This window comes from Pseudomonas jessenii, from assembly GCF_002236115.1.
GTDB classification, from domain to species: domain Bacteria; phylum Pseudomonadota; class Gammaproteobacteria; order Pseudomonadales; family Pseudomonadaceae; genus Aquipseudomonas; species Aquipseudomonas jessenii.
Genome location: NZ_NIWT01000010.1, coordinates 186,435 through 208,788 on the forward strand (window position 1 = coordinate 186,435; position 22,354 = coordinate 208,788).

The 22,354-nt window shown below is 60.1% G+C and carries 25 protein-coding genes; 5 read left to right on the forward strand and 20 right to left on the reverse strand.

From position 1 onward, the window contains the following. Positions 1-43 precede the first annotated feature (43 nt). The 12 genes from lipA to PSJE_RS29400 all read right to left on the reverse strand — a co-directional run bounded on the left by lipA (position 44) and on the right by PSJE_RS29400 (position 11,506). The gene (gene lipA / locus PSJE_RS29345; RefSeq protein ID WP_162130289.1) at positions 44-1,042 is read right to left on the reverse strand and encodes a lipoyl synthase; all 999 of its coding nucleotides are present in this window, start codon (positions 1,040-1,042) and stop codon (positions 44-46) included. Between the two features lie 25 nt (positions 1,043-1,067). After that, positions 1,068-1,715: a lipoyl(octanoyl) transferase LipB gene (gene lipB / locus PSJE_RS29350; protein ID WP_046041686.1), complete on the reverse strand. Its 648-nt coding sequence runs from the start codon at positions 1,713-1,715 to the stop codon at positions 1,068-1,070. Next, positions 1,715-1,990 (reverse strand): DUF493 domain-containing protein, encoded by a 276-nt coding sequence (locus PSJE_RS29355; RefSeq protein WP_008052383.1) that lies wholly within the window; start codon positions 1,988-1,990, stop codon positions 1,715-1,717. The genes lipB and PSJE_RS29355 overlap by 1 nt, the downstream gene beginning before the upstream one ends. An 87-nt stretch (positions 1,991-2,077) precedes the next feature. Then, the gene (locus PSJE_RS29360; RefSeq protein ID WP_057713160.1) at positions 2,078-3,235 is read right to left on the reverse strand and encodes a D-alanyl-D-alanine carboxypeptidase family protein; all 1,158 of its coding nucleotides are present in this window, start codon (positions 3,233-3,235) and stop codon (positions 2,078-2,080) included. A 184-nt stretch (positions 3,236-3,419) separates the two neighbouring features. Beyond that, entirely contained in the window at positions 3,420-4,430 is a 1,011-nt protein-coding gene (locus tag PSJE_RS29365) for a septal ring lytic transglycosylase RlpA family protein (RefSeq protein ID WP_057713159.1), read from the reverse strand. After that, entirely contained in the window at positions 4,430-5,440 is a 1,011-nt protein-coding gene (mltB, locus tag PSJE_RS29370) for a lytic murein transglycosylase B (protein ID WP_057713158.1), read from the reverse strand. Before mltB ends, PSJE_RS29365 begins: the two co-directional genes overlap by 1 nt. 17 nt (positions 5,441-5,457) lie before the next feature. Then, the gene (rodA, locus tag PSJE_RS29375; protein ID WP_057716556.1) at positions 5,458-6,561 is read right to left on the reverse strand and encodes a rod shape-determining protein RodA; all 1,104 of its coding nucleotides are present in this window, start codon (positions 6,559-6,561) and stop codon (positions 5,458-5,460) included. 31 nt (positions 6,562-6,592) lie between these two features. Next, positions 6,593-8,488 carry a penicillin-binding protein 2 gene (gene mrdA, locus PSJE_RS29380; RefSeq protein ID WP_057713157.1) on the reverse strand — a complete coding sequence of 632 codons (1,896 nt, stop codon included), beginning with the start codon at positions 8,486-8,488 and terminating at the stop codon, positions 6,593-6,595. 10 nt (positions 8,489-8,498) lie between these two features. Then, positions 8,499-8,966 (reverse strand): 23S rRNA (pseudouridine(1915)-N(3))-methyltransferase RlmH, encoded by a 468-nt coding sequence (gene rlmH / locus PSJE_RS29385; RefSeq protein ID WP_008052376.1) that lies wholly within the window; start codon positions 8,964-8,966, stop codon positions 8,499-8,501. Between the two features lie 9 nt (positions 8,967-8,975). Further along, positions 8,976-9,470 carry a ribosome silencing factor gene (rsfS, locus tag PSJE_RS29390; protein WP_007975896.1) on the reverse strand — a complete coding sequence of 165 codons (495 nt, stop codon included), beginning with the start codon at positions 9,468-9,470 and terminating at the stop codon, positions 8,976-8,978. A 73-nt stretch (positions 9,471-9,543) separates the two neighbouring features. Then, positions 9,544-10,233, reverse strand: coding sequence for a nicotinate-nucleotide adenylyltransferase (nadD, locus tag PSJE_RS29395; protein ID WP_007975898.1), 690 nt, complete (start codon positions 10,231-10,233; stop codon positions 9,544-9,546). Position 10,234: 1 nt separating this feature from the next. After that, a complete protein-coding gene (locus PSJE_RS29400) occupies positions 10,235-11,506 on the reverse strand; it encodes a glutamate-5-semialdehyde dehydrogenase (RefSeq protein ID WP_090451597.1) in 1,272 nt (423 codons plus the stop codon). 189 nt (positions 11,507-11,695) lie between these two features. Between PSJE_RS29400 and PSJE_RS29405 the strand changes: the two genes are divergently transcribed. Continuing rightward, positions 11,696-12,394 (forward strand): DNA-3-methyladenine glycosylase, encoded by a 699-nt coding sequence (locus PSJE_RS29405; protein WP_057716555.1) that lies wholly within the window; start codon positions 11,696-11,698, stop codon positions 12,392-12,394. A 158-nt stretch (positions 12,395-12,552) separates the two neighbouring features. Then, positions 12,553-13,869 carry a bifunctional DedA family/phosphatase PAP2 family protein gene (locus PSJE_RS29410; protein ID WP_057713155.1) on the forward strand — a complete coding sequence of 439 codons (1,317 nt, stop codon included), beginning with the start codon at positions 12,553-12,555 and terminating at the stop codon, positions 13,867-13,869. Positions 13,870-13,959: 90 nt separating this feature from the next. Here PSJE_RS29410 and PSJE_RS31400 read toward each other — a convergent pair whose 3' ends face one another. The 5 genes from PSJE_RS31400 to PSJE_RS29430 form a co-directional block, all read right to left on the reverse strand. Continuing rightward, the gene (locus PSJE_RS31400) at positions 13,960-14,121 is read right to left on the reverse strand and encodes a hypothetical protein (protein ID WP_157858919.1); all 162 of its coding nucleotides are present in this window, start codon (positions 14,119-14,121) and stop codon (positions 13,960-13,962) included. 483 nt (positions 14,122-14,604) lie between these two features. Beyond that, entirely contained in the window at positions 14,605-14,973 is a 369-nt protein-coding gene (locus PSJE_RS29415) for a hypothetical protein (protein ID WP_090451599.1), read from the reverse strand. A 204-nt stretch (positions 14,974-15,177) separates the two neighbouring features. Next, a complete protein-coding gene (locus PSJE_RS29420) occupies positions 15,178-15,768 on the reverse strand; it encodes an LON peptidase substrate-binding domain-containing protein (protein WP_046041675.1) in 591 nt (196 codons plus the stop codon). Between the two features lie 10 nt (positions 15,769-15,778). After that, entirely contained in the window at positions 15,779-16,495 is a 717-nt protein-coding gene (locus PSJE_RS29425; protein ID WP_057713153.1) for an LrgB family protein, read from the reverse strand. Beyond that, positions 16,492-16,854: a CidA/LrgA family protein gene (locus PSJE_RS29430; protein WP_057713152.1), complete on the reverse strand. Its 363-nt coding sequence runs from the start codon at positions 16,852-16,854 to the stop codon at positions 16,492-16,494. Before PSJE_RS29430 ends, PSJE_RS29425 begins: the two co-directional genes overlap by 4 nt. 193 nt (positions 16,855-17,047) lie before the next feature. Here PSJE_RS29430 and PSJE_RS29435 point away from each other — a divergent pair, with 193 nt between their 5' ends. The 3 genes from PSJE_RS29435 to PSJE_RS29445 all read left to right on the forward strand — a co-directional run bounded on the left by PSJE_RS29435 (position 17,048) and on the right by PSJE_RS29445 (position 20,006). Continuing rightward, on the forward strand, positions 17,048-17,503 hold the full coding sequence (locus PSJE_RS29435) for a MaoC family dehydratase (RefSeq protein WP_046041672.1): 456 nt from the start codon (positions 17,048-17,050) through the stop codon (positions 17,501-17,503). A gap of 115 nt (positions 17,504-17,618) precedes the next feature. Beyond that, complete coding sequence (locus PSJE_RS29440; protein WP_090451601.1) at positions 17,619-19,337, forward strand: C13 family peptidase; 1,719 nt, start codon at positions 17,619-17,621, stop codon at positions 19,335-19,337. 27 nt (positions 19,338-19,364) lie between these two features. Further along, positions 19,365-20,006, forward strand: coding sequence for an oxidoreductase (locus PSJE_RS29445; protein ID WP_057713149.1), 642 nt, complete (start codon positions 19,365-19,367; stop codon positions 20,004-20,006). A 49-nt stretch (positions 20,007-20,055) separates the two neighbouring features. Here the strand turns inward: PSJE_RS29445 and PSJE_RS29450 are convergent, their stop codons facing one another. The 3 genes from PSJE_RS29450 to mpl are packed head-to-tail and all read right to left on the reverse strand — an operon-like array spanning position 20,056 to position 22,311. Then, positions 20,056-20,340, reverse strand: a complete 285-nt coding sequence (locus PSJE_RS29450) for a YceK/YidQ family lipoprotein (RefSeq protein ID WP_090451603.1) — start codon at positions 20,338-20,340, stop codon at positions 20,056-20,058. Next, on the reverse strand, positions 20,333-20,965 hold the full coding sequence (gene ubiX / locus PSJE_RS29455; protein ID WP_057713147.1) for a flavin prenyltransferase UbiX: 633 nt from the start codon (positions 20,963-20,965) through the stop codon (positions 20,333-20,335). The genes PSJE_RS29450 and ubiX overlap by 8 nt, the downstream gene beginning before the upstream one ends. Further along, on the reverse strand, positions 20,962-22,311 hold the full coding sequence (gene mpl, locus PSJE_RS29460; protein ID WP_090451605.1) for a UDP-N-acetylmuramate:L-alanyl-gamma-D-glutamyl-meso-diaminopimelate ligase: 1,350 nt from the start codon (positions 22,309-22,311) through the stop codon (positions 20,962-20,964). Before mpl ends, ubiX begins: the two co-directional genes overlap by 4 nt. Between the last annotated feature and the right edge of the window lie 43 nt (positions 22,312-22,354).

The window sequence follows — 22,354 nt, forward strand, 5'->3', positions numbered from 1 at the left end:
CAAGGCTTTGAAACCTTGCGGGCGTTTTATGCTTCACAGTCGATCAGGACGACATCAGCTCGGCCTTGACCAGCTTCGCCTGCTCGTCGGCGTGGTACGAGGAGCGAACCAATGGACCGGAAGCGACGTTCTTGAAGCCCATCTTGTAACCTTCCTCGGCGAACCAGGCGAAGGTGTCCGGGTGCACGAAGCGCTGGACTGGCAAGTGGCTTCGCGACGGTTGCAGGTACTGGCCCAGGGTCAGCATGTCGATGTCGTGCTCGCGCATGCGCTTCATGACTTCGATGACTTCTTCGTCGGTCTCGCCCAGACCCAGCATCAGGCCGGACTTGGTCGGAATGTGCGGCATCATCTGCTTGAAGCGTTGCAGCAGGGTCAGCGACCACTGATAGTCCGAACCTGGACGTGCAGCCTTGTACAGACGTGGCACGGTTTCCAGGTTGTGGTTGAACACATCCGGCGGCTCGGCGGCGGTGATTTCCAGCGCGATGTCCATGCGGCCACGGTAGTCCGGGACCAGGGTTTCGAGCTGCACGTTCGGCGACAGCTTGCGGATTTCGCGGATGCAGTCGGCAAAGTGCTGGGCACCGCCGTCACGCAGGTCGTCGCGGTCCACCGAAGTGATCACCACGTACTTCAGGCGCAGGTCGGCGATGGCAATGGCCAGGCTTTCCGGCTCGTTGACGTCCAGCGGCTTTGGACGGCCGTGGCCGACGTCGCAGAACGGGCAGCGACGGGTGCAGATGTCACCCATGATCATGAAGGTCGCGGTGCCGCCGGAGAAGCACTCGCCCAGGTTCGGGCAGGACGCCTCTTCGCACACGCTGTGCAACTTGTGTTTGCGCAACAGGGCCTTGATGCGGTCGACTTCCGGCGAAACCGGGATGCGGACGCGAATCCAGTCCGGCTTCTTCGGCAGTTCGGTGGTCGGAATGATCTTCACCGGGATGCGTGCAACCTTTTCGGCGCCGCGCAGCTTGACGCCGGCTTCAACCTTGGGACGCGGGGCCGGGCGCTCGGTGACATCGAGCGTCGGGATCATGGTTTGCACTGCATCAGTAGTCATATCAGTCGATTCCGCCCGTCAGGGTCGTCTGCTCAGCATAGTCGAGGTGTTTGACGAGCTGCGCGCGCAGCCGGGCACTTACCTCGGCAAATTCAATCGATCCTGCGTGATCGCTCAGCTGGGTCATCGCCAGCCCGGCGTAGCCGCAGGGATTAATCCGTCGAAACGGTTCCAGGTTCATGTCCACGTTCAAGGCCAGGCCATGAAAGGAACAGCCGTGGCGGATCCGAAGACCCAGGGAGGCGATTTTCGCCCCGTCGACGTAGACACCCGGCGCATCGGGCTTGGCCACGGCGGTGACACCGTAACTGGCCAGCAGCTCGATCAGGCATTGCTCCATCCGGCTGACCAGATCGCGCACGCCAAACCCGAGCTTGCGCACGTCCAGCAGCAGATAAGCCACCAGTTGGCCGGGGCCGTGGTAGGTCACCTGACCACCACGGTCGACCTGCACCACCGGAATATCACCGGGAAGCAGCAGATGCTCGGCCTTGCCGGCCTGGCCCTGGGTGAACACCGCAGGGTGTTCGACCAGCCAGATCTCGTCGGCGGCATCGTTGCCGCGTTCGTTGGTGAAGCGTTGCATGGCATGCCAGACCGGCTCGTAAGCCATCTGGCCGAGTTCGCGAAAGCCCAGCACACCGGACATCACAGCACCATGTGCACGAAACCGGTTGCCCGCAGTTCGCTGTTGATGTTGTACAGCTGGTCCTGGTCGGTCGCAACGATGTGCAACTGAATGGTGGTGTATTTGCCGTTGCTGCTCTGGCGCTCATCAACACGCTCATCGTTGATCGTTGCATATTTGCGGACGATGTCGATGATTCTGTCCTTGTTGCCCACGCCGGTGTCGCTGATCACCTTAACCGGGTAATCATTGGCAGGGAACTCGATCTTTGGCGCCTTTACTTCGGTATCGGTCATGGCGTAACGGCCTCGTAAGCGTAAGCCGTGGCGACGGGCATGGCTGCGCGCCAGATCAGCGCGGAGCCATGCAGGTGCACACTAAATTCAGTTGAACAAGCCGTAGAAGAATAGACGGATGCTATCCCACATGCGGCGGAAGATACCACCTTCCTCGACAGCGTCCAGAGCGATCAGATCGGCGCTGTGCACCACCTTGTCGTCCAGTTTCACTTCGACTTTACCGATCACGTCGCCCTTGGCGATTGGCGCGATCAGTTGCGGGTTCATGGTCATGCTGGCAGCGAGCTTTTTCAGCTGGCCTTTTGGCAGGGTCATGGTCAGGTCTTGCGCCAGGCCAGCCTTGATCTGGTTGGTGGAGCCTTTCCAGACTGGAGCCTGAGCCAGCTCGGTGCCCTTCTGATAGAAGGTCTGGGTTTCGAAGAAACGGAAACCGTAGGTCAGCAGCTTCTGGGTTTCGGCGGCACGGGCCACTTCGCTGTTGGTGCCGAAGACCACGGCGATCAGACGCATGCCATCACGTACGGCCGAAGACACCATGCAATAGCCGGCTTCGTCGGTATGACCGGTTTTCAGGCCGTCGACGGTCTTGTCGCGCCACAGCAGCAGGTTGCGGTTCGGTTGCTTGATGCCGTTCCAGAAGAACTCTTTCTGCGAGTAGATCGCGTAGTGAGCCGGGTCTTCGTGGATGATCGCGCGAGCCAGTACGGCCATGTCGTGAGCCGACGAGTAGTGCTCAGGGTTCGGCAGACCGGTCGGGTTCATGAAGTGGCTGTTGGTCATGCCCAGGTCGCCAACGGTTTTGTTCATCATGTCGGCGAACGCGTCTTCGCTACCGGCGATGTGCTCGGAGAGCGCAACGCTGGCGTCGTTGCCCGACTGGATGATGATGCCGTGCAACAGGTCGCTGACAGTCACCTGCGAGCCGACCTTGATGAACATCCGCGAACCGCCGGTACGCCAGGCGTTTTCGCTGACGGTCACCGGATCGTTTTCGCCGATCTGGCCACGACGGATTTCCAGAGTCGCGATGTACGCGGTCATCAGCTTGGTCAGGCTGGCCGGCGGCAGACGCTGGTCACCGTTGTTCTCGACCAGCACGTTGCCGCTGCTGGCATCCATGAGCACATAGGCCTTGGCGGCCAGTTGTGGTGGCGAAGGCATCATCTCGACCGCGAACGCGGCGGGTGAGAGAAGCAGCGGGACTAGCAGGAACAGGCGTTTGGCAAAGGTGGTGATGTTCATCCGTCTCTCGAAATCGCTAATGGAAACTTGCCCAAGGGCAAAACTAATCAAATGACTTTCTAACGAGTCATCGCGTGTTCAGTTGCTCACTCAGTCACCCTTGCCGGGCTTTTGTTCTTCAACGAGTCAACAACCTGGTTCGCCCCCCAATACCGCAGACGAACCGTCAATCAAGCTCTACGTATTACTCCGTGACCACACTCGGCGAACCGAGATTGGCCAGGCGCACACTGTTCTGCACCTGCTGGATTTCACCCGGCGAACCGATTGGCCCCATGCGCACCCGATGCAGGGTCTGCTGATTGCGCACGATCGAGCTGATGAACACCGGAGCGCTCACCATCCCGCTGAGCTTCGATCTCAGGAGTTCTGCAGCGTCCGGGTTGGCGAACGCGCCCACCTGCAGATACTGGCCAGAGGCTGCTACAGAAGCGTTTTTTTTTGCATCGAGCTGCACGGGCACCACCGCGGCGGCGTGTTGCTGCGGCGGAGGCGTCCATTGCTCGACGGTGCCGGCCGAAGCCGTGATCACCGGGGCGCTATTCTGCGCGACTTTCGGTTCGTTGAGCATTAATGGTGCCGGACGGCCCTTGGCAGCCCACCATTGCTGCGGATCGATGCCTTCGACCTTGACCCGCGCGGTGCCGGTTTCGGCGTAACCGAGTTTCTTGGCGGCCGCGTAGGACAAGTCGATGATCCGGTCCGAATAGAACGGCCCGCGATCGTTGACGCGCAGGATCACCGACTTGTTGTTATCCAGATTGGTCACCCGAACGTAACTTGGCAGTGGCAGAGTCTTGTGGGCAGCGCTCATGCCGTACAGGTCATACACTTCGCCGTTGGCGGTGTTCTGACCGTGAAACTTGGTGCCGTACCAGGACGCCGTGCCCGACTGCACGTAGGTCTTTGACTCCTGCAGCGGAAAGTAGGTTTTGCCCAGTACCGAGTAGGGAGCGGCCTTGTACGGGCCGGTGTGCAGGGTCGGCGTGGCGTCCGGGATACGCGAAACATCGACATCCCACCATGGCGCGCCATCCTTGTGGGCGCGGTTTATGTCCAGCCCCGGCGTCGTGCGCACAGCGGTGCTGCTGGTCTTCTGGGCCGGCGCACGGCTGGTCGAACAACTGGCGACCAGCATTGCCAACGCGGCGAATGCCATCAGCTTCAGGGGTTTATTGATAGGCAATGCCCGCATTACTTGACGCCCCGTGCTTGGACCAGCTGCTCAGACAGTTGATGTACGGCCATGGCGTACATCACGCTGCGGTTATATCGCGTGATCGCGTAAAAATTCTTCAGGCCCATCCAGTACTCGGAGCCATTGTCGCCTTCCAGGCGGAAAGCAGTAACCGGCATATCATCGCGCAGCGCATCATGACTTGACCACCCCAGGGCTCGCAACTCCCCGACGGTTTTCGTCGGTTCGATACCGGTGGTCAAACCTTCGTCGACCTGATCGCCACGGACATCGCCGCGACTGACTACCGGTTCGCCGGCGACCCAGCCATGGCGCTTGAAGTAACTGGCAACACTGCCAATGGCATCATCCGGATTGGTCCAGATGTTGATATGGCCATCACCGTCGAAATCCACTGCATAAGCGCGGAAACTGCTCGGCATGAACTGCGGCAATCCCATTGCGCCAGCGTAGGAGCCTTTGAGCGTCAGCGGATCGACCTGCTCTTCGCGGGCCAGTAGCAGGAACTCACGCAACTCCTTGCGGAAAAACTCGGCACGGGGAGGATAGTCGAAACCCAGGGTCGACAAGGCATCGATCACCCGGAAATTTCCGGTATTACGGCCGAAAAAGGTTTCAACACCGATGATCGAGACAATCACCTGGGCCGGCACGCCGTATTCCTGCTCGGCACGAGCCAACACCGCTTCGTGCTGACGCCAGAAATCCACACCCCGGGCTATGCGCGCATCGGTGATGAACATCGGGCGATACTCGCTCCACTGCTTGACCCGTTCGGCAGGTTTGGAGATGGCGTCCAGAATCGACTGCTTGCGCTCGGCTTCGCGGAACACACCCATCAATTGTTCACCGGCGAAACCGTAGTCGCGGGTCATTTCACCGACGAATTCGGCCACCTGGGGTGAGCCTTCGTAGTCGCCGGCCAACGCGTCCGGCATGGTGCCAAGGATGCTTACCAGGCTGACCCATGGCGCGTATCGAGTCGCCCAGCCACGCATTACTTGCATTGAAAATTTCACCTTATTCAAACCTGCGCGATCCACTTGCGATGGGTATGGATCGACATCAAAACCCCAAACGCTGACAGTAGCGTCACCAGCGAAGTTCCTCCGTAGCTAATGAACGGCAACGGCACCCCCACCACCGGCAACAGGCCACTGACCATACCGATGTTGACGAAAACATAAACAAAAAACGTCATGGTCAGGCTGCCCGCGAGCAACTTGCCGAACAATGTCTGCGCCTGGGCGGTAATCACCAGGCCGCGGCCGATCAACAGCAGGTAGATCAGCAACAGCGCGCAGATCCCCACCAGGCCGAACTCTTCACCCAATACGGCAATGATGAAGTCGGTATGGCTTTCCGGCAGGAAGTCCAGGTGCGACTGGGTGCCCAGCAACCAGCCCTTGCCGAACACCCCACCGGAGCCGATGGCGGCCTTGGACTGGATGATGTTCCAACCGGTGCCTAGCGGGTCACTTTCCGGGTCGAGGAACGTGAGGACGCGCTGCTTCTGGTAATCGTGCATAACGAAATACCACATGGCCACGGACACCGGCACGGCGGCAGCGAGCACGCTGAGGATCCAGCGCCAGCGCAGGCCACCCATGAACAGCACGAAGGCGCCCCCCGCCAGAATCAGCAATGAAGTGCCAAGGTCGGGCTGACGCACGATCAGGATGAATGGCAAGCCGATCAGGAACAGGCTCACCCCCACATGCTTGAGTTGTGGCGGCAAGGTGCGCTTGGACAGGTACCAGGCGATGGTCGCCGGCATCAGGATCTTCATGAACTCCGAAGGCTGGAAGCGGATCACCCCGGGAATGTTGATCCAGCGAGTAGCGCCCATGGCGTTGTGACCCATGACGTCGACGACTACCAGCAACAGCACGCCGATCACATAACCCACCGGGACCCAGCGGGCCATGAAGCGTGGCTCGAACTGGGCGATGACGATCATCGACACCAGGCCAATGCCGAAAGAAGTGGCTTGTTTGGCCAGCAGATCCCAGCTTTTGCCACTGGCCGAATAGAGTACGAACAGGCTGCCGGCCGCCAGGGTCAGCAGCAGGATCAGCAACGGGCCGTCGATGTGCAGGCGTTGCAGCAGCGTCGCACGGCGACGCATCACATCCTCACTGGAGAGCATGCGATCGAAGTTATTCATCACGGGCGGTAGCCTCTGCACTGATAGGGCTGGCGTATTCGGGCTTCAACCGACCGTCCTGGTCCAGGAGCCAGGCATCCATGATTTGGCGCACCACTGGCGCGGCGACGCCGGAGCCGGACTCGCCGTTCTCGACCATCACCGACACCACGATTTTCGGGTCGTCGGCCGGCGCGAAACCGACGAACAGGGCGTGGTCGCGATGGCGCTCCTGAACCTTGGAACGGTCATACTTCTCACCCTGTTTGATCGCGACCACCTGGGCCGTACCCGACTTGCCGGCGATCCGGTATTGCGCGCCGATCGAGGCTTTGCGCGCCGTACCACGGGCACCATGCATAACCTGCTGCATGCCGTGGTTGACCCTGGTCCAGTCCGAGGGGTCGCGCAGGATGATGTCCGGCATCGGATTCTCATCCACCGGCTTCACGCCCTCGATGGTCTTGGCCAGGTGCGGACGGTTCCAGACGCCTTTGTTGGCGACCAGAGCGGTGGCCTGGGCCAGTTGCAACGGGGTCGACTGCATATAGCCCTGGCCGATCCCCAGAATCAGCGTTTCGCCCGGGAACCACGCCTGCCGGCGGGTCGCACGTTTCCATTCGCGGGACGGCATCAGCCCCGGCGACTCTTCGAACATGTCCAGGGAGACTTTCTGGCCGATGCCGAACTTGGTCATGTATGCCGACAGCCGATCGATCCCCAGCTTGTGGGCCAGGTCATAGAAGTAGGTGTCGTTGGAACGCATGATCGCCGTATCGAGGTCGACGAAACCGTCACCGGTGCGATTCCAGTTACGGTATTTGTGATCGTAGTTGGGCAGCATGTAGTAACCCGGGTCGAACACTCGCGACGACGCCGTCACCACGCCCGCGTCCAGACCGGCAATCGCCACCGCGGGCTTGATGGTCGAACCCGGCGGGTACAGGCCACGCAGCACGCGGTTGAACAGCGGCCGGTCGATGGAGTCGCGCAGCTCGGAATAGGCCTTGAAGCTGATGCCGGTGACGAACAGGTTCGGGTCGAAACTCGGTTGGCTGACCATCGCCAGCACTTCGCCGGTTTTCGGGTCCAGCGCTACTACCGCGCCACGACGACCACCGAGCGCAGCTTCGGCGGCTTCCTGCAATTTGATGTCCAGGCTCAGGACGATGTCCTTGCCGGGAATCGGATCGGTACGCTTGAGCACGCGCAGTACGCGGCCCCTGGCGTTGGTCTCGACTTCCTCGTAACCCACCTGGCCGTGCAATTCAGGCTCGTAGAAACGCTCGATGCCGGTTTTGCCGATGTGGTGGGTGCCGCTGTAATTGACCGGGTCCAGCGACTTGAGCTCTTTCTCGTTGATCCGCCCCATGTAGCCCACCGAGTGAGCAAAGTGCGCCCCTTGGGGATAGTGACGAACCAACTGCGCGACCACTTCCACGCCCGGCAGGCGGAACTGGTTAACGGCGATCCGGGCGATCTGCTCTTCGCTCAGCTCAAACAGGATCGGCACCGGCTCGAACGGCCGGCGCCCCTGACGCATGCGCTTCTCGAAGATCACCCGGTCCTCGGGCGTCAGTTCCAGCACTTCGACGATCACGTCGAGCACCTGCTGCCAGTCGCCGGAACGCTCGCGGGTCATGCTCAGGCTGAAACTCGGCCGGTTATCGGCAATAACCACGCCGTTGCGGTCGAAAATCAGCCCGCGAGTCGGTGGAATCGGCTGCACGTGGACGCGGTTGTTTTCCGACAGGGTCGAGTGGTACTCGTACTGGATCACCTGCAGGAAATACAGACGCGCGATCAGCACCGCAATCAGCGCCACCACTGCAATGGCCCCGAACACGACGCGACCACGCACCAGACGGGCGTCTTTTTCGTGGTCCTTGATGCGGATCGGCTGGGACATGAGGGCAGAACTACTTGTGGTAAGGGTGACCGGACAACACGGTCCAGGCACGGTACATCTGTTCGCCGATCAGGATCCGCACCAGCGGGTGCGGCAAGGTCAGCGGCGACAACGACCAGCGCTGGTCGGCCCGGGCACAGACTTCCGGCGCCAGCCCTTCGGGGCCACCGACCATGAAGTTGACAGTGCGCGAGTCCAGCCGCCAGCGATCGAGCTCGACCGCCAGTTGCTCGGTACTCCAGGGCTTGCCATGGACTTCGAGAGTGACAATCCGCTCGTTCGGCCCGACCTTGGCCAGCATGGCTTCGCCTTCCTGACGGATGAAACGGGCCACGTCGGCGTTCTTGCCACGGGTATTGAGCGGAATTTCCACCAGTTCCAGCGCCAGCTCGGACGGAAGACGCTTGGCATATTCATGCCAGCCCTCTTCCACCCACTTGGGCATGCGTGAACCGACGGCGATCAGTCGCAGTCGCACAGCGGTCCCTTATTCCTGGTCTTTGTTGAGCTTGTTGAAGTGCTCGTGACCAACTTCAGGGCTGTGGTGCTTGCCATCGGCCGCACGGCTCTGCTCGGCACCTTTCCACAGGCGCTCCAGGTCGTAGAACTGACGGGCGTTGGAGGTCATCATGTGAACGATCACGTCGTCCATGTCCAACAGCACCCAGTCGCTGTCGCCCTTGCCTTCTTCACCCAGCGGCTTGATACCCAGGGCTTTGACGGCCTCGCGAACCTTGTCCAGCATCGCGCCGATCTGGCGGTTGGAGGTACCGGTGGCGATGATCATGTAGTCAGTGATGCTCTGCTTGTCGCGAACATCAATCACCAGCACGTCCTGGGCCTTGACATCTTCAAGGGCGGCTACGGCGATCTTGACCAGCTCGTCGCCTTTAGGCGGCTCGGCGGCGAGGACCTTTTCCGGCAGCGGGGCACTCTTGAATGTGCCTTTGCGTTTTACTTTGCTTTCGTTGTTGCTCGTCATATAAAACTCGTTTTGCTCGTTTGTTCGGGCGCTTCAATACACGTTGTTGCCACGTGCCTTGAGGCACTCCCATTCAGTTCGACGCACGGTAGAGTCCGTGCGCATCGATGTAGGCCAGGACCGCGTCGGGCACCAGGAAACGTACCGACTTACCGCTGGCCAGCAGTTGACGGATCTGGGTGGCGGATACCGCGAGCGGTGTCTGCCAGACGAATGCAATCTGTCCGCTCGGCCCTTTGAGGGCCAGCGGGTCGCTCACCGAGCGCGCTGCCAGCAGGTTGCGCAAGGCATCCGGCGGTTCGCTGTCGGCATCCGGGCGTTGCAACACCAGGATATGGCAATGCTGGAGCAACTCTTCCCAGCGGTGCCAAGTGGGCAGGCCGCAAAAAGCGTCCCAGCCCAAAAGCAGAAAAACCTGGTCGGATACGGCCAGTTCGGCGCGCATCAGTTCCAGGGTATCAATGGTGTAGGACGGTTTGTCCCGCTGCAATTCGCGGGCGTCCACCACCAACGGCGCCACACCGGCCACCGCGCACTCGACCATCGCCAGACGGTCTTTTGCCGACACCTGCGGCTTGTCCCGATGGGGCGGCCTGGCACTGGGTGTCAGGCGCAACTCATCGAGCGCAAGTGTTTCGGCGACTTCCAGCGCACCGCGCAAATGGCCGATGTGCACCGGGTCGAACGTTCCGCCCAGCACGCCAATGCGGCGAGGGGCTGGCTCGCTGACGGTGACCGGGGCTGACGGGTCGAAGTCGCCCAAGTCAGACCGGCTCCTGTCCGCGCAACTGCCCGTCGCCGACCACGATGTACTTCTCGCAGGTCAGTCCCTCGAGGCCCACCGGGCCGCGGGCGTGCAGCTTATCAGTAGAAATGCCGATCTCGGCACCCAATCCGTATTCGAAGCCATCGGCGAAGCATGTCGGGGTATTGATCATCACCGACGAGGAGTCGACCTCAGCCACGAAACGCCGGGTGTCGCCCTGGTGTTCGCTGACAATCGAATCGGTGTGATGGGAACCGTAATGATTGATGTGCTCGATGGCCTGTCCCAGTCCGTCGACCACGCGGATCGACAAAATCGCCGCCAGGTACTCGGTGCTCCAGTCTTCTTCGGTAGCGGCCACGGCGTCGATGATTGCCCGGGTACGCTCGCAGCCGCGCAGTTCGACGCCTTTTTCGCGGAACTGTACCGCCATCGCCGGCAGGAACTCCCTGGCGACGGTTTGATCGACCAGCAGCGTTTCCATGGCACCGCAGATGCCATAACGGTAAGTCTTGGCATTGAACGCGATGCGCTGGGCCTTGGCCAGATCGGCGTGTTCACTCACGTAAACGTGGCAGATGCCGTCCAGGTGCTTGATCACCGGGACACGGGCATCACGGCTGACGCGCTCGATCAGGCCACGACCGCCGCGCGGCACGATGACATCAACGTATTCAGGCATGGTGATCAGCGCGCCGACGGCAGCACGATCGGTGGTTTCGACCACTTGCACCACCGCGGCCGGCAGATCGGCCTCGGCCAGGCCACGCTGAATGCAGGCGGCGATGGCGCGATTGGAATGAATGGCCTCGGAACCGCCACGCAGGATGGTCGCGTTACCGGACTTCAGGCACAGACTGGCCGCATCGATGGTCACGTTCGGTCGCGACTCGTAGATGATTCCGATCACGCCCAGTGGCACGCGCATCTTGCCGACCTGAATACCGGAGGGGCGGAAACTCATGTCACGGATAGCGCCGACCGGGTCCGGCAGGGCCGCCACCTGACGCAGGCCGACGATCATGCCGTCGATACGCGCCGGGGTCAGTGCCAGGCGCTCAAGCAGGGCCGGCTCAAGACCATTGGCGCGACCGGCAGCCAAATCCTGTTCATTGGCCGCCGTCAGCTCGGCGCGGGCAGCGTCCAGCGCGTTGGCGGCGGCCTGCAGGGCGCGGTTTTTCTGCGCGGTACTGGCACGGCCGATCACGCGGGAAGCTTCGCGGGCGGCGCGACCCAGGCGGGTCATGTAGTCAAGAACGGACTCAGTCATGGTCTGGCGTGGTCTTTGATTAGGTCTTGGTAAAGAGTAAAGCGACAGATTATAGCTGTCGCGCCCACCGACTAACAGCGGTGACGGGCGGATGGTCGAAATGGAGGGCAAATTGCCGATGTTCAGCCGGGATTAAGCTGCAAATTGTTATCATCACGACTCATTCAGCCCTGACAAATGCCGGTCATCATGTCCAATCTGACTGTTCGAGCGTCCGCCGCGAGCCTGCCCACGGGTCTCCCGGACGCGTTTTTCGACCGTGACGCGCAAATTCTGGCCCGGGATTTACTGGGCAAAGTCATTCGCCATCGAGTGGGCGACCTGTGGCTCAGCGCCCGAATTATCGAGACCGAGGCCTACTACTGCGCGGAAAAAGGCAGCCACGCATCCCTCGGCTATACAGAAAAGCGTAAGGCTTTGTTTCTGGATGGTGGCCACATCTATATGTATTACGCTCGGGGCGGCGACTCACTGAACTTCAGTGCTCAGGGGCCGGGAAACGCGGTACTGATCAAATCCGCCTACCCGTGGGTCGATCAATTGAGCGGGCCGGCCAGCCTGGCGCAGATGCTACTGAACAATCCCGATTCCCAGGGCCACCCTCGCCCGTCACAAAAACTCTGTGCCGGGCAAACCCTGCTCTGCAAGGCGCTGGGCCTGAAAGTGCCGGTATGGGACGCCAAACGCTTCGACCATGAAGTGCTGCTGGTAGAACACGTCGGGCAGACGCCTGCCCACATCATCCAGACCACGCGTCTGGGCATTCCCCACGGGCGCGATGAACACCTGATGTACCGCTTCGTCGATGCGGCCTACGCGGCTTATTGCACGCGCAACCCGCTACGACGGGGACAGGTCGAAGGTCGCGATTATTTTGTACTGTCCTGAGACCGATCCGGATTTTGAAACTGAAGGAATCTTCTGTAGGAGCGAGCCTGCTCGCGATGAGGTCAGCACAATCAACATCACCGTTGACTCAAAGTGCGCTATCGCGAGCAGGCTCGCGCCTACAAGTAGAAAATTGAACATTTGATGGAGTGGTTTTTATGGGCCCATGGCTCGATAGCGTGACCGGATGGTTGGCGGCCAACCCGCAATGGCTGGCGGCAGCGGTATTCATCGTGGCCTTTGTGGAATGCCTGGCGATTGCCGGGCTGATCGTTCCCGGCACGGTGCTGCTGTTCGCCGTGGCGGTACTGGCAGGCAGTGGCGCACTGACGCTCAGTGAGACGCTCTTGCTGGGTTTCGTCGCTGGGGTGCTGGGTGACGTCATTTCGTATTTTCTGGGACGGCACTTCCATCAGAACATCCGGCGCCTGCCGGGCTTGCGCCATCATCCGGAATGGATCGCCGGAGCCGAGTCATACTTCCAGCGCTACGGCATCGCCAGCCTGCTGGTTGGGCGCTTTATCGGCCCCTTGCGGCCAATGCTGCCGATGGTGGCCGGAATGTGCGACATGCCTTTCCCGCGCTTCTTCGCTGTCAGCCTGTTGGCCGGCGCGGGTTGGTCGTTGGCTTATCTGATGCCTGGCTGGGCCACGGGCGCGGCAATCCGCTTGCCATTGCCCGAAGGCTTCTGGCTCCAGGCCGGAGTTGTTGTCGGCAGCATTGCTGTGATGGTCGGCTTGAGCGCAACCAGTAGCCTGCGCCGGCATCGCAATGCCACGATGTTCATCACCGGCATGAGTTTTCTGATTCTGGCAGGGTTGTTTATCGGCTATTCGCATCTGAGCGCGCTCGATCAGGGCGTGATGACACTGGTGCAAGAGCATCGCAATCCGATGCTCGATGAAGTAGCCGTAGTCTTCACACTGATCGGCGAATTCCGCAACATGCTGGTGTTCAGTGCTTTGCTCGTAGCGCTATTGGTAATCGCCAGGCAATGGCCGCAAGCGATCTTCGCCTGCAGCACCCTGCTCTGCACGGCACTGGCCAACACCGCGACCAAACACTTCTTCGCTCGCGTACGTCCGGAAGTCCTGAGCGATCCACTGACCAGTTACAGCATGCCAAGTGGTCACGCCTCGGGTTCTTTCGCGCTGTTTCTAACCCTCGCCGTACTTGCCGGGCGTGGACAACCGCCACGGATGCGATTGACCTGGTTACTACTGGGTTGCATTCCAGCCTTGGCGATTGCCCTCTCCAGGGTTTACCTCGGCGCACATTGGCCGACGGATGTATTGGCAGGTGCAATGCTGGCGGCCTGTGTCTGCGCAGCCAGCCTCTGGCTGAATCAACGTCAGGCACCACTGAACGCAATGCCGCCCAAGGTCTGGTGGCTGCTGCTACCGGCGTTAGTGGCCCTGTTCGGTTTCTTCGTATTGCGGCACTTGCCCCATACGATGTTGCGGTATGCCTACTAAAAAGAGTGCAGTTTTATCTCGGTCTCTCATAAAAAAAGAACCCCGACCAATATGACGGGGTTCTTTTTGAATGCGTTCAGCTAATTGCAATCAGGCACGTTGACGTTTACGCATTTCCAGAATCAGTGCATCAGCGAGCCGGCTTGCTGCAATTGCAGTATCCTCGAAGGGCTGACCAAAACTTGCATGTTTGAGCAGGTAACCTACAGCGGCCGCTTCCCATGCCGCCCACTCATTGGTGAAAATAGTCATCATTGAAATCCTTTTGATATTTTGAAGTGACCCGCTTTATGCGGGCAACCCCAAACTAATCAAAACACCGGTACCCAGCAATGCTGGCAATCGAGTGCAATGTTTGCCAAATGCTGCTCAGGTAAACAGCTCCCCCTGCAACTCATCCAGTAACGCCTGAATCGCACTCAGTCGCTGCTGCGGATCATCTAATTGCAGCAGGTCGAACTAGCCCGCTCGAAGATCGCGATTACTTTGTGTTGAGCTGACTGAGTCGGACCTGAAGTAAATCGAATCCTGTGGGGCGGGCCTGCCCGCGAAGGCGGAGAGTCAGGCGATATCAGTATCGACTGAAAGAGCCTCTTCGCGGGCAAGCCGCTCCCACAGGGTGTTATGGAGTTCTTGAAGCCTGCGTTCATCCCTTGGCGCAAATGGAACATCAGCCCACAAAACGTCATTCAAGGAATCGCTTTACCATCAACTACCAAACAACCATATTACGACTTAGCTTCCGAATGGAAAGCTTGGCAGTTCCGAACCTTCCGTGCCGCGATACTTCGCAACGGCTGAATCGGCATTTTTGGCAACGCGGCCGGCAATGACAACATAGTCTTCAAGTTTCCAATGAACCTCAGTCGAAAACTTGATCATAGCGTCCCCTACATAACTATCCCAAAGCCGCTGCTCATAATTATCACGATCACCATTCAGGCCCGAACGACGCACCAGGATCAACGCATTGGCCGCATTGGCTGCAGAGTCCGCGGCAAACTGAACTTCGCCCTGCGGTGATTGCGCAGAAACATAGTTGACCATAATTCGAGAAAAGCACAACTCCCACAAAGCACGCTCGGCACCAGTAAAATTCTTCACAATAACAGCTCCTTATATATGTAACGCCCGCCTCATGCAGACGCAGCAAATATAATCACCACCGCGTGAACACTCAATACAAACCATCACTTTTAGTTATTAGAAATAAATACAGACTCAGCCGACTGAACCTAAAATAAACCTCAAAAACAATGCCATTAAAAATAACATACAGCCAAGCCATCGGAAGTTCGCCAAAATCACTCAGGCAAACAACTCCCCCTGCAACTCATCCAGCAACGCCTGAATCGCATCCAGTCGTTGCTGCGGATCATCAAGTTGCAGCAGGTCGATCTTGTCCAGTTCCGCGAAAGGCAACAGGTACGCCAATTGATTGGCCAGTGATTGTTGCCCGGTCGCCTCAGTGCCCATGTTCAACGCTTCGACCATCGGGTGCTCAGCCAAGGCCTTGAGCAACGCAACCAGGTCGGCATCTTCGTCCTGCAAGGGTTGCTCGGGTTCGTCTTCCAGCCACTCGACCTCGGCGACGGTCAACTGATCGCGCTGGACTTCCGTTCGTAATACATGGAAACGCCGTCCGCCCTGAACCCGAATCCCCAGCAGGCCGTTGTCCTGTTGCTTGAAATCGGTGATCAGCGCCTCACACCCGACCAAGGCGTAACCCGCCGGGGCGATCCCGACTTCCTCACCCTCGAGGATGCACACCACGCCGAAACCGCCGCCCTGCTTCATGCAGCGGCCGATCATGTCCAGATAGCGCGCCTCGAAGATCTGCAAGTCGAGGATGCAGCCTGGAAACAGCACTGTATTGAGCGGAAAAAGCGGCAGACTCATAGACATTTCCTTACACCACCATCGACACCGCCAACGGCAGGAGCACCGCCGTGGCCACACCCATCAGGCTCATCGCCAGCGCCGCGAAGGCGCCGCACTCTTCACTTTCCTGCATCGCCACTGCCGTGCCGACCGCGTGGGCCGTCATGCCCAGTGCCATACCCCTGGCTTCCGGGCTATGCACGCCCAGCCGGGTCAACAACGCCGGGCCGAAAATCGCGCCGATCACACCCGTAATCAAGACGAACACTGCTGCCAGCGCCGCGACACCACCGATCTGCTCGGCCACCAACATAGCGATAGGCGAAGTCACCGATTTCGGCGCCATGGTCATCAGGATCATGTGCTCGGCACCGAACGACCAGCCCAGCAACACGCCCATCCCCGTGGCCACCACCCCGCCTATCACCAGCGTAGTAAATATCGGCCAGAACAACTGCCGAATCCGTCGCAGGTTGAGATAAAGCGGCACCGCCAGTGCGACAGTGGCCGGGCCGAGCAGGATGCTGAGAATCTCGGTGCTCTTGCGGTACTCGGCATAGGTCAGGCCGCAGCCCACCAGCACGCCGATCACCAACAACATGGAGACCAACACCGGCTGCAAAAAGATCCAGCGGGTTTTCTCGAATGCCGCCAGGACGAGTTGATAGGCGCCAAGAGTAATGCCGATACCAAACAGGGGATGATGAATCACCGACGTCCAGGCGCCGTGCCAGTCGAAGATCATTGGCTGTCCTCGGAGTGAGCGTGCCCCTTGACCATACGATGCATCAGCACCCCGGCGAAAGCCATGGAAAGCAGCAGCGACAATACCAGCGCACCGACAATGGCCCAGAAATCCGCCGCGATGTCAGCGGCGTAGACCATCACGCCCACAGCCGGCGGCACCAGCAACAGGGGCAGGTAACGCAACAGGCTACTGGCCGCCAGGTTCAGCGGCTCGCCAACCTGCCCGCGACAGATGAGGTACACCAGCAACAGCAGCAACCCCACAATCGGCCCCGGCAGCACCGGCAAGAACAAATGATTGAGCGCAGTGCCGAGCAATTGGAACAGCACCAGCCACGTCAGGCCCCGTAACAACATCAAAGTTCTCCCGCAAAATCCATCACCCGCATTGGCCGGGCATTATAAGCATGCTCGCGCTATAGACCGGCATTCGCCAAAAGCATTGTCAGTTGACCGCTGCGTTTGGCCATGTTGATCTAAAGTAGTAAGCCGGGAGGTCAGATCCCCGCAAGCCAAAACTATAAAACCGATGAACCCAAGGAGAGTCTCAATGCCCTATGTTCCAGTTGCGGAGCTCAAAGATTATGTCGGCAAGGAACTTGGACGTTCCGAATGGCTCACTATCGATCAGGACCGCATCAACCTGTTCGCCGAAGCCACAGGGGATTTTCAGTTCATCCACGTCGACCCGGTCAAGGCCGCGCAAACGCCATTTGGCAGCACCATCGCTCACGGCTTCCTGTCGTTGTCGCTGATCCCGAAACTGATGGAAGACATCCTCGTCATGCCCGAAGGCTTGAAGATGGTGGTCAACTACGGACTCGACAGCGTGCGCTTCATCCAGCCGGTCAAGGTCAACTCGAAAGTGCGCCTGAAAGTCGACCTGACCGAAGTCATCGAGAAGAAACCCGGCCAATGGCTGCTCAAGGCCACCACCACCCTGGAAATCGAAGGTTCGGACAAACCGGCGTACATCGCCGAACCCCTGTCTCTGTGCTTCGTATAAACCTTGCCGGATGCGAAGCAGCTCATGCTGTTTCGCGCCCTCACGCGGTACCTCACCCTATATTAAGGACACATAGCTGCGGCATACTCCCTCGCCTAATTGCCCGGAATCCGCTATGCGCCCACTTGCACTCCTTGCCTTGACCTTGATGCTCACCGCTTGCGGCGACGGCGAATCGCCATTTCCTCCTGACGCCCGCCTGCCGGACGGCGGACGTTATCGCGGTGACCTGGTCAATGGCTTGCTGCAAGGCAAGGGGCGTATCGACTACCCGAACGGCAGCTGGTACGCCGGCGAATTCGACAAGGGCCAGTGGCAGGGCCAGGGCGAATGGCATGGCAGCAATGGCGAAGTCTATCGCGGTCAGTTCAATCAGGGACTGTTCGACGGCCAGGGGGCATTGACCACCAACGCCAGCAGCTACAGCGGCGGCTTCAAGGCCGGCCGGCGCAACGGCGAAGGTACCCTCAAAGAAAACGGCATGAGCTATCGCGGAGAGTTCAAGGCCGATCAATACGCTGGCCTGGGTCGCCTCGAACTCGAAGACGGCAGTTCCTATCAGGGCCAGTTCGCCCACGGTAAACCCAATGGCGAAGGCCAGCGCGGCGACGGTAACGGCAATCAGTTCACCGGGCACTTCGTCGACGGCCAGCTGGAAGGCAACGGGACTTTCAACAGCGCCGACGGCGACATCTATGTCGGCAGCTTCAAGAACAATCAACTGCACGGCAAGGGCCGCTACGAAAACGCCGACGGCGATGTCTGGCTGGGACAGTTCAAGGAAGGCTCGCTGAACGGCAAGGGCGAGTTGATCGGCACTGACGGCAGCCACTACATCGGCCAGTTCAATGACTGGCGTTTTTCCGGCCAGGGCCGCCTGAACCTGTCCGACGGCAGCTTTTACACCGGCCAGTTCGACAACGACAGTTACCAAGGGCGCGGCACATTGGTGTTGACCGATGGCACCGTACTTAGCGGCACCTGGATCAACGGCCAGCGCGTACGCGACACCGAGGGCAAATTATTGCCCGACACCCTGGAACTCGGCCTGCTGGCTCAGGGCCGCCTGCTCGACGCAGCGCTGGCCAACGTTCCACACTCGACGCCGGCGGTGGAGCTGTATTCGTTGACCCTGGGGGGTGATGGCAAGCAAAGCGTGTTTCTGCGCGAATCCGACTACGTCGCCAACATGCTCACCACCCGTTTTCGCACCCTTGGTCAGATCCGCCTGGTGAACCATCGTGACCACCTCGCCGACCGCCCGATGGCTACCCGGGAAAACCTGCGCCGGGCTGCCCTGACGCTGGCCGAACGCAGCGGTCCGGAAGACCTGATTTTCATCTACCTGACCAGCCACGGCACCAGCGAACACGAACTGGTGCTTGACCAGCCACGCATGGAATTGGCCGATCTGCCAGCCGACGAATTGGCCGCTGTTCTCGCCCCCCTGAAAAACCGCGACAAGATCATCGTGATTTCGTCCTGCTACTCCGGCGGTTTCATTCCCGCCCTCAAGGATGAGCGGACCCTGATCATGACGGCCTCGCGGGCCGACCGAGTGTCCTTCGGTTGCTCGGAGGAAGCCAACTTCACTTATTTCGGAGATGCCCTGTTCGCCCAGGCCCTGAACCAGACCGATGACCTGGAACAAGCCTTCAAACTGGCCAAGGCCAACGTCGCCGAACGTGAGCTGGCGGACGGTTTCGAAGCGTCCGAACCACAGATCTGGGCACCGAAAACCGTCCTCTCGCATTGGCAACTCCTGCGCAAACAGCAGGCACGAAAAGCGCTGCAAAGTGCGTCCATCGAAAGCAAGGATGCAAACAGCAACTAAGCTGAATAGTATCAAGGGAGAAACACTATGTACTTGACGCCTCAGCACGTATTGCTTGCCGGAGCCACCGGCCTGACCGGTGAACATCTGCTTGATCGCCTGCTTAACGAGCCGACGATTACACGGGTATTGGCCCCCTCACGCAGGCCATTGGCCGAGCACCCGCACCTTGAAAACCCCGTCGGCGACCCGGCGGAGTTTCTGCCGCAGCTGAACGGCCGTGTCGACATCGCCTACTGCTGCCTGGGCACCACCATCAAACAGGCAGGCTCGGAACAGGCGTTCCGCGCGGTGGACCTGGACATGGTCGTGGCCTTTGCCAAACGCGCACGGGAGATGGGCGCACGACACCTGATCGTGATCAGTGCCTTGGGAGCCGATCGCAGATCCTCGATTCTCTACAACCGGGTCAAAGGCGAGATGGAGTACGCACTGCGCGCGCAGGACTGGCCGCAGCTGACCATCTGCCGCCCTTCGCTGTTGCTGGGTGATCGCACCGAGCCGCGACTGGGCGAGAAAGTCGCCGGCCCGTTATCTCGGCTGATTCCTGGCAAATACCATGGTATCGAAGCCTGCCAACTGGCTCGCGCGATGTGGCGCCTGGCGCTGGAAGAGCAGGACGGGATCAGGATTGTCGAGTCGGATGAGCTGAGGAAGTTGGGCAAGTAAACCGCGAACCTGTGGCGATGGGGCTTGCCCCCCTCGCCACAACGCTCTCTTACAATCCACCCGTCGCCTGAAAACTCACCCCTATCACCGTCAGCAACGACAGCGGCAACAGCAGCGTGTCGAGCAACGCACTGGCCGGCAGATCAACACCCGGATAGCTCGGTGCTTCGGCGCCGAACCGGTCCATCGCACAGCACCCACCGTTCATTGCGTACAAATCCAGGCGAGTCCCGGCGTACACCACCGGCGCCCCCGGCTTGGCCGCATCGAGGGTGCGCGCCGTGGCGCACCCGGCCAATTGCAGCGCCAGCACCATCACCAGTAGCTTATTCATCGCTGGTCAGATGATGCTCGCCCCAGCGCGGCAACATGTCCTGAGGAATATTGAGCACGTTAAGGATCCGCGCCACGACAAAGTCGATCAGGTCATCGATGGTTTGCGGTTGATGATAGAAGCCCGGCGAGGCCGGCAGAATCGTCACGCCCATGTTCGACAACTTGAGCATGTTCTCCAGATGGATGCTCGAATACGGCGCTTCACGGGGCACCAGGATCAACTGCCGACGTTCTTTGAGCGTCACGTCGGCGGCACGCTCGATCAGGTTGTTGCAGGCACCGGTGGCAATAGCCGACAGAGTGCCGGTGGAACACGGCACCACCACCATCGCCGCCGGCGAACCGGAGCCCGAAGCCACCGGCGACATCCAGTCTTCCTTGCCATACACGCGAATCTGCCCGGCGGCAGCCCCCGTGTATTCGGTGAGGAACGCCTGCATCATCTGCGGCTTGGCCGGCAGCGTGACGTCGGTTTCGGTGGCCATCACCAATTGCGCCGCCTTGGAAATCAGGAAGTGCACTTCACGATCTTCCCGCACCAGGCAGTCGAGCAGGCGCAAACCGTACTGAGCACCGGAAGCGCCGGTCATCGCCAGGGTGATGCGGTCCGGGCCGTTGTTCATTTGAGCGCCTCGGCGAGTTTGCCGTGCAGGCCGCCGAAGCCGCCGTTGCTCATGATCACCACGTGAGTGCCTGGTTGCGCCTGACTCTTCACGCGTTCGATGATGCCTTCCAGGGAGTCGCTGACAATCGACGGCACGGTGCACAGCGCCGCCGTGGCCGCCAAGTCCCAGCCGAGGTTGGCCGGGGCGTACCAGATCACCTGATCGGCATCGACCACGCTTTCCGGCAATCCGTCGCGGTGCGCGCCAAGCTTCATGGAGTTGGAACGCGGCTCGATGATCGCGATCAACGGCGCATCGCCGATGCGTTTGCGCAGGCCATCCAGCGTGGTGGCAATGGCGGTCGGGTGGTGAGCGAAGTCGTCATAAATGGTGACGCCACCCACTTCCGCGACTTTTTCCATCCGGCGCTTCACGCTTTTGAAGGCGCTCAACGCGGCGATGCCCATGGACGGCACGACGCCGACGTGGCGCGCCGCGGCCAGGGTAGCCAGTGCGTTGGCGACGTTGTGCTGACCGGTCATGTCCCACTCGACCACGCCTTGGGAAACACCTTCAAACATCACCTCGAAGGCCGAGCCGTCTTCGCTGAGCAACTTGACCTGCCACTGGCCGCCGGCACCCGTGGTCTGCACCGGAGTCCAGCAGCCCATCTCGATGACACGCTGCAGCGCCGGCTCGGTGGTCGGATGAATCACCAGGCCTTCGCTCGGAATGGTCCGCACCAAGTGATGGAACTGCCGCTCGATGGCCGGCAGGTCCGGGAAGATGTCCGCGTGATCGAATTCGAGATTGTTCAGGATTGCCGTGCGCGGGCGGTAGTGCACGAACTTGGAGCGCTTGTCGAAAAAGGCGCTGTCGTATTCGTCGGCTTCGATGACGAAGAACGGCGTGCCACCCAGGCGCGCCGACACCGAGAAATTCTGCGGCACGCCACCGATCAGGAAGCCCGGACTCATGCCCGCGTGTTCCAGCACCCAGGCCAACATGCTGCTGGTGGTGGTCTTGCCGTGCGTACCGGCAACCGCCAGTACCCAGCGACCTTGCAGCACGTGATCGGCCAGCCATTGTGGGCCGGAGACGTAGGGCAGGCCTTTGTTCAGCACGTACTCCACAGCCGGGTTGCCCCGGGACATGGCGTTGCCGATCACCACCAGATCAGGGGCCGGATCGAGTTGCGCCGGGTCGTAGCCTTGGGTCAATTCAATGCCCTGGGCTTCCAGCTGAGTGCTCATCGGCGGATAGACGTTGGCATCGGAGCCCGTCACGTGATGGCCCAGCTCTTTGGCCAGAACCGCCATTGACCCCATGAAAGTGCCGCAGATACCAAGAATATGAATGTGCATAGTCGACCTCGTAAAACTTGGTCGCAGGTTAGCTTAGGGAGGG

What these genes read in the sequence shown, in the direction of transcription:
- ubiX (WP_057713147.1), bottom strand. Translation starts at nt 20,965, where the DNA reads ATGAACAACGGCCCGGACCGCATCACCCTGGCGATGACCGGCGCTTCC.
- PSJE_RS29430 (WP_057713152.1), bottom strand. Translation starts at nt 16,854, where the DNA reads ATGTTGTTACGGGGCCTGACGTGGCTGGTGCTGTTCCAATTGCTCGGC.
- PSJE_RS29365 (WP_057713159.1), bottom strand. Translation starts at nt 4,430, where the DNA reads ATGCGGGCATTGCCTATCAATAAACCCCTGAAGCTGATGGCATTCGCC.
- PSJE_RS29405 (WP_057716555.1), top strand. Translation starts at nt 11,696, where the DNA reads ATGTCCAATCTGACTGTTCGAGCGTCCGCCGCGAGCCTGCCCACGGGT.
- PSJE_RS29445 (WP_057713149.1), top strand. Translation starts at nt 19,365, where the DNA reads ATGTACTTGACGCCTCAGCACGTATTGCTTGCCGGAGCCACCGGCCTG.
- lipA (WP_162130289.1), bottom strand. Translation starts at nt 1,042, where the DNA reads ATGATCCCGACGCTCGATGTCACCGAGCGCCCGGCCCCGCGTCCCAAG.
- mrdA (WP_057713157.1), bottom strand. Translation starts at nt 8,488, where the DNA reads ATGTCCCAGCCGATCCGCATCAAGGACCACGAAAAAGACGCCCGTCTG.
- rodA (WP_057716556.1), bottom strand. Translation starts at nt 6,561, where the DNA reads ATGCGTCGCCGTGCGACGCTGCTGCAACGCCTGCACATCGACGGCCCG.
- lipB (WP_046041686.1), bottom strand. Translation starts at nt 1,715, where the DNA reads ATGTCCGGTGTGCTGGGCTTTCGCGAACTCGGCCAGATGGCTTACGAG.
- rsfS (WP_007975896.1), bottom strand. Translation starts at nt 9,470, where the DNA reads ATGACGAGCAACAACGAAAGCAAAGTAAAACGCAAAGGCACATTCAAG.
- PSJE_RS29420 (WP_046041675.1), bottom strand. Translation starts at nt 15,768, where the DNA reads ATGAGTCTGCCGCTTTTTCCGCTCAATACAGTGCTGTTTCCAGGCTGC.
- PSJE_RS29440 (WP_090451601.1), top strand. Translation starts at nt 17,619, where the DNA reads ATGCGCCCACTTGCACTCCTTGCCTTGACCTTGATGCTCACCGCTTGC.
- PSJE_RS29410 (WP_057713155.1), top strand. Translation starts at nt 12,553, where the DNA reads ATGGGCCCATGGCTCGATAGCGTGACCGGATGGTTGGCGGCCAACCCG.
- mltB (WP_057713158.1), bottom strand. Translation starts at nt 5,440, where the DNA reads ATGCAAGTAATGCGTGGCTGGGCGACTCGATACGCGCCATGGGTCAGC.
- PSJE_RS29435 (WP_046041672.1), top strand. Translation starts at nt 17,048, where the DNA reads ATGCCCTATGTTCCAGTTGCGGAGCTCAAAGATTATGTCGGCAAGGAA.
- mpl (WP_090451605.1), bottom strand. Translation starts at nt 22,311, where the DNA reads ATGCACATTCATATTCTTGGTATCTGCGGCACTTTCATGGGGTCAATG.
- PSJE_RS29400 (WP_090451597.1), bottom strand. Translation starts at nt 11,506, where the DNA reads ATGACTGAGTCCGTTCTTGACTACATGACCCGCCTGGGTCGCGCCGCC.
- PSJE_RS31400 (WP_157858919.1), bottom strand. Translation starts at nt 14,121, where the DNA reads ATGACTATTTTCACCAATGAGTGGGCGGCATGGGAAGCGGCCGCTGTA.
- PSJE_RS29450 (WP_090451603.1), bottom strand. Translation starts at nt 20,340, where the DNA reads ATGAATAAGCTACTGGTGATGGTGCTGGCGCTGCAATTGGCCGGGTGC.
- PSJE_RS29355 (WP_008052383.1), bottom strand. Translation starts at nt 1,990, where the DNA reads ATGACCGATACCGAAGTAAAGGCGCCAAAGATCGAGTTCCCTGCCAAT.
- PSJE_RS29360 (WP_057713160.1), bottom strand. Translation starts at nt 3,235, where the DNA reads ATGAACATCACCACCTTTGCCAAACGCCTGTTCCTGCTAGTCCCGCTG.
- PSJE_RS29425 (WP_057713153.1), bottom strand. Translation starts at nt 16,495, where the DNA reads ATGATCTTCGACTGGCACGGCGCCTGGACGTCGGTGATTCATCATCCC.